We start from the raw sequence: 6,000 nt of genomic DNA on the forward strand, positions 1-6,000 counted from the left end.
ATTATCCATCTTTTACCTTTCAAAATTTTTATAAATCTTTGTTTTGTCTTTTTAAGCCGGATTGCAATCATTGCTAAGAAAAATCTCCTCAATCCATCGGGTTTATTAGTACGAAACCGTACTGAATGCCGATGCCGTTTAGAACTATCCTGAATGAAGATTGGCGATTAGGCTAATCAAGGATTGCACATTGCTGGTTGCTGTTCTTCAACTAAATGGATTAGAAAACTTTCCGGTCTCTGCGCTTTCAGAGCCTAATTAACCTGAACTCAGGTTATCGTTACAGACTTTTTTTTGTACGGTCCTGCAATGAGAGTCCTGCAAGAGGTCTAATTACTTATATAAGACTTCTAACACTTTTCCAGATGACTACTGAAAATCGACTGCTTAGCGTCCTACCCCGTGAGGTATACGAGAAGCTTGCTCCCAACTTGAAGCGAGTCTCGCTGGAACAGGGCAAGATACTCCACCATCCTGGTGAAACTATCGAGGATCTCTATTTCCCCATCGATTGCCTGATCTCGATTACCATCACCATGACTGACGGCTCCACGGTTGAGGCGGGTCTAGTCGGCAACCGTGAAGTGGTCGGCGTCAATGCCTTCATGGGCGGAAGGGAGACCACGCAGACTGAATACATCGTACAAATGGCGGGCAGTGCGATCAAGGTGGATGCAGGGGTGCTGCTGGAGGAGTTTGATCGCAATAAGGGGCTGCGTGACGTACTGCTGCGCTACACACAAGCCCTGATTGCCCAGATATCGCAAACCACTGGCTGCAACAGCCTCCATGTTCTCGATCAACGCTTAGCACGCTGGCTGCTCGAAGCCCAAGACCGCATTGATTCGGATGACCTTAAGCTTACCCAGGAGTTCCTCGGTCACATGCTGGGCGTGCGCCGCGCTGGTGTCACCCAAGCCGCCCAAAAGCTTCAGGAGAGGGATCTCATTCGGTACAACCGTCGCGTCCAGATCCTGGATCAGGCGGGGCTGGAAGCGACTGCGTGCGAGTGTTTCCAGGTTCTCAGAGAGGAATACGATCGCTTGCTGGGAGCCAAGGACAGAGATGGCTGATCAAAGGGTTCTCACCTTCACTCGTGCGGCAGAAAGTGAAGCACTTTCGTTGCTCCTCATCCAATCGCGTACAGGTTGCGTAGAGATTAAGTCAGGCTGGAAGAGGGTCTCTTCTCCTCAGTCTGCAAGTAACGGTCTAAAGAGGAGCAAAAGGACAACAAATGAACCAGAAAAAAGATAGGCTACCGACAATTCTGATATTTGAACTAGATGACGATACACGCCCGCTCCTGAAATATAACCTTTCCATCTGGGGCTACCACGTGATTGAGGCGCTACAGGAAGAAGACGCGATCGCCCTGGCGCGTGGTGTGCGCGATCGCCCTAGTCTGATTTTGATTAACCAGTTCGATATGCCGATAGACGAGGTTATTAACCTGGGACGGCGTATATGTCAGGGGGCGGAACTGCTCAACACTACGCCAATTGTCGTCATGGCTGAGCGCTACGGTTCAGATATGGAAGGTAAGGACGTTAAGATAAGCGAAAGCGAGTACGTGACCTACCTGGAAGATGGGGAACAGTTGATGAATCTTCTGTACCGTCTTTGCGCGGTATAGACGCAGCCTAATCAGCCTCCGTGAAGACCAGAAAGTGGGGAAATGGGCAACATAATCGAACAACTATGCCCAGTGGTACAATCTGCGGATGACTCAGAATTTTACCGACAACGACCTCACGGTTGATGAGAAAGCACTCAACACTGAGCAAGAAGTAACTGAGCAAGAAGCGGAGGTCTTTGTCTTTCCGGCATCTTTTGCCCAACAGCGGCTGTGGTTCCTCGACCAGCTATTCCCTGGCAATACCTTTTACAATGTAGCGACTGCACTTCGCCTAAAAGGTTCGCTCAACGCTTGGGCGCTGGAGGAGACGTTCAACGAAATCGTGCGTCGCCATGAAGCTTTGCGTACCACTTTTAGGATGCTCGATGGGCAACCTGTTCAAGTCATTGCTCCCAGCTTAACCATACCTTTGCCCCTTATAGATTTGCGGCATCTATCTGCAACCGAACGGGAAGCGGAAACTCGACGACTAGCCACTGAGGAGCGATCGCGTCCTTTTGATTTATCTCAAGACTCGTTACTGCGAGTGATGCTGCTACAGCTAGATTCCTCAGAACACGTACTTTTGCTGAATCTGCACCACATTATCTCCGATGGCTGGTCGATTGGGGTGCTAATTCGGGAACTCGGAACGCTGTATACCGCTTTTGGCAATAACGAGCGATCGCCTTTGCCAGAACTACCGATCCAATATGCAGACTTTGCAGACTGGCAGCGCGAATGGCTACAGGGTGAAGTTTTAGAGACTCAGTTAGCCTACTGGAAGCAGCAACTGAACAATCTTCCCTCACTTAACTTGCCCACTGACAAACCTCGCCCAGCGGCTCCAACCTATCAAGGCGCAACGCAATTTCTAGAGTTACCGAAAAGCCTGAGTGAGGAACTAGAGGCACTTTCGCAGCGCCAAGGCGTTACTCTCTTCATGACCCTTTTGGCGGCATTTCAAACCTTACTTTACCGCTATACACAGCAAGAAGATATTGTTGTCGGCTCACCCATTGCTAACCGCAACCGCCGCGAAATTGAGGGTTTAATTGGCTTTTTTGTCAATAGTTTGGTGCTGCGTACTAATTTATCCGGCAATCCAACATTTCTGGAATTGCTGAGCAGAGTCCGGGAGGTGGCGCTAGGCGCTTATGCCCATCAAGACTTACCCTTTGAGAAGCTAGTAGAAGAACTGCATCCAGAGCGTAACCTGAGCCAGCATCCATTATTTCAGGTTGCATTTAGCCTGCAAAATACACCTATCGAGGCGCTAGAGTTACCTGGGTTAACACTCTCGCATCTAGATTTTGACAACCCCAGCGCTAAGTTTGACCTAGAGTTTCACCTGTGGGAATCGCCGGAAGCTATCAAAGGACAGGTAATTTACAGCACCGATTTATTTGATGATGCTACCATTACCCGGATGTTGGGGCATTTTCAAACGCTGCTGGAAGGTATCGTCGCAAATCCAGAGCAAAGCCTTTGCGAGTTGCCTTTATTAACAGCAGCCGAACGGCAACAGTTATTAATTGATTGGAATAATACCAGAAGAGATTACCCGCAAAACCAGTGTTTTCATCAGTTATTTGAGGCAAAAGTAGAGCAGACTCCGGATGCGATTGCGCTCATCTTTGAAAATCAGCAATTAACCTACCGCGAACTCAACATCAGAGCCAATCAACTTGCACACCACCTACAACACTTGGGGGTAGTTCCAGACGTTCTAGTTGGCATCTGTATAGAGCGTTCCCTAGAGATGATTGTAGGACTGTTAGGCATCCTCAAAGCGAGAGGAGCATACCTGCCTTTAGATCCGACCTATCCTCAAGAACGTCTTAGCTTCATGCTCGAAGACGCTCAAATATCCATCTTATTAACGCAATCCAAATTAGCCTCCCTGTTAAAGACCTGTTGGGGGGATCGCCAAGATGGTTTATCTATAGTTTGTTTGGATACGGACTGGGATGCGATCGCTCACTATCCCCAACACAACCCAAGCAGCAACGTAACATCTGAAAATCTAGCTTATGTCATCTACACCTCTGGTTCAACTGGAAAACCAAAAGGCGTTTTAGTGCAGCACAGAGGGCTATCTAACTTAGCAGAAGCTCAGCTCGAAGTTTTCAAGGTACAGCCAAGCGATCGCATCCTGCAATTTGCATCCTTGAGTTTTGATGCCTCAATCTTCGAGATTGTCATGGCATTGCGATCGGGAGCAACCCTCTATTTAGCCAAAAAGGAATCTCTTCTACCTGGACAACCTTTAATCAAGTTATTGCGCGAGAATGCGATTACTCACGCCACGCTCCCGCCTACTGTACTCGCACTATTACCAGAAAAACTTCCTGCGCTGCAAACTATCATCTGTGCCGGCGAATCTTGTTCTAAAGATATTGTAAACAAATTGGCTTCTGATCGCAGATTTTTTAACGCTTATGGACCAACTGAATCAACTGTTTGGGCTACGATTTCAGAAATTAATGACAATAGCAAAAATCCGCCCATCGGTCGCCCAATTGCTAACACTCAAATTTATATATTAGATAAATATTTACAGCCTGTACCCATCGGAATTACTGGCGAATTGTACATTCAGGGTGATGGACTGGCGCAGGGATATCTCAATCGCCCTGATTTAACTACCGAACGATTTATTCTTAATCCTTTCAAAAAGGCAAAAATAGAAAATGAAGAAGAAACCCGAAAAAATTCTTTTTTCTCCCCCCTTTTAAAGGGGGGTAGCGAGGATCGTCTTTATAAAACCGGCGATTTAGCTCGTTATCGACCAGACGGCAACATTGAATTTTTAGGTCGCCTTGATGACCAAGTAAAAATTCGCGGTTTCCGCATCGAATTAGGAGAGATTGAGGCACTGCTGACTCAGCATCCGACAGTCAGAGAAACGGTGGTAATTGCTACAGAGATATCTGGTGATAAGCGTTTAATCGCTTATATTGTGCCAGCCCAAAATTTTACCCCTACAATCATTGAACTCCGTGATTTCCTAAGGAAGAAGTTGCCAGAATACATGGTTCCTTCAGCTTTTGTCATGATAGAAGCTCTGCCTTTAACACCTAATGGCAAAGTCGATCGTCGGAACTTACCCGAACCCGATAATTCAACTAGCCAAACCCTAGATAAGGCTTACATTGAACCTCGTAATCCTACTGAGTCAGTCCTCGCCAAAATCTGGGTTAAAGTTCTTAACATCGAGCGTGTAAGTATTTACGATAACTTCTTCGATTTAGGGGGAAATTCGCTGCTGAGTATCACCCTCATGGAGCAGATACGCAAGCAATTTGAGCGCGAATTACCGCTGTCTACCCTGTTCTTAAATCCAACCATTGAAGGTCTAGCAAGGGCGCTATCTCCCGAAATTGATTCTCCGTATTGGTCGCCCTTAGTTGCAATTCAGCCTAAAGGTCAAAATCCACCTTTCTTTTGCGTTCATCCCATTTTAGGAGTAATCTTTCCTTATTATGAAGTCGCATATCATTTGGGGACAGAACAACCATTTTATGGGCTACAACCTCTGGGTATGGACGGAGAACAATCCCCATTAACTCGTATTGAGGATATAGCGGCTTATTATATTGATGCCTTACGTGCAGTGCAGCCGAATGGCCCTTATTTTTTAGGAGGTTGGTCTTTTGGAGGCTTGGTTGCTTTTGAAATGGCTCAACAATTGCAAAAAACTGGGCATAAAGTAGCTCTACTGGCTGTGATAGATACTTCCGCACCAATTTCTAAAAACAAACCTTCCTTCGGGGACGGTTTAAAGTTTCTGATGAACACAGTAGCGCGACATATATGGCCTTATTTTATGGATTATTTTTATCTTATAGCCGCTACCGACAAGCCCCAAAGCAAGCTAATCTCTAAAGAATCTAAAAAACGAATATTAAAAGAATTAAGAAGTAAATCGATACTTAGGGTTTTTCAAGCGAATAGTCAAGCAGCGCTTAGCTATGTGCCGCAAGTCTATCCTAGCAAAATTACTCTTTTGAAAAATAGCGAACAAAATATCGCTGCGAATCAAGATCCAAGTATGGGTTGGGGCGAGCTAGCTGGAGGAGGAGTGGAAATTTATAACATTCCTGGCAATCACCTAACCATGCTCAAGAAACCCCATGTCCAGGTTCTCACCGAACAGTTAAGAACCTGTATTGAGAATGCACAGGTCGGAAGATAAGAGCGATCGCTGTACTCTGTGATGTAGCGATCGCTCTTACCGTGGCTTACTATTCGTACAATGCCCATAAGTAGTAGACCTCCTGCATGAATGAGAAAATAGTGTGCCAGTTGGCGATCGTCGAATTGCAAAATTAAGGAGAGACAAGGAGCAACTTAAGGAGGGGGCGATGCCATACACACAGTTA

General features: G+C 46.3%; 3 protein-coding genes. All 3 read left to right on the forward strand.

Annotation, left to right across the window (positions count from 1 at the left end):
- The first annotated feature begins 431 nt into the window (after window positions 1-431).
- Complete coding sequence (locus NDI44_RS15070) at window positions 432-1,073, forward strand: Crp/Fnr family transcriptional regulator (RefSeq protein ID WP_348235298.1); 642 nt, start codon at window positions 432-434, stop codon at window positions 1,071-1,073.
- A gap of 161 nt (window positions 1,074-1,234) precedes the next feature.
- Window positions 1,235-1,633: a hypothetical protein gene (locus tag NDI44_RS15075; RefSeq protein ID WP_190412279.1), complete on the forward strand. Its 399-nt coding sequence runs from the start codon at window positions 1,235-1,237 to the stop codon at window positions 1,631-1,633.
- An 88-nt stretch (window positions 1,634-1,721) separates the two neighbouring features.
- Entirely contained in the window at window positions 1,722-5,813 is a 4,092-nt protein-coding gene (locus NDI44_RS15080; RefSeq protein WP_190412280.1) for a non-ribosomal peptide synthetase, read from the forward strand.
- The last annotated feature ends 187 nt before the right edge of the window (window positions 5,814-6,000 follow it).

Origin of the sequence: Trichocoleus sp. DQ-A3 (assembly GCF_039961975.1) — a bacterium.
In the GTDB taxonomy this organism is placed as follows: domain Bacteria; phylum Cyanobacteriota; class Cyanobacteriia; order Cyanobacteriales; family FACHB-T130; genus FACHB-T130.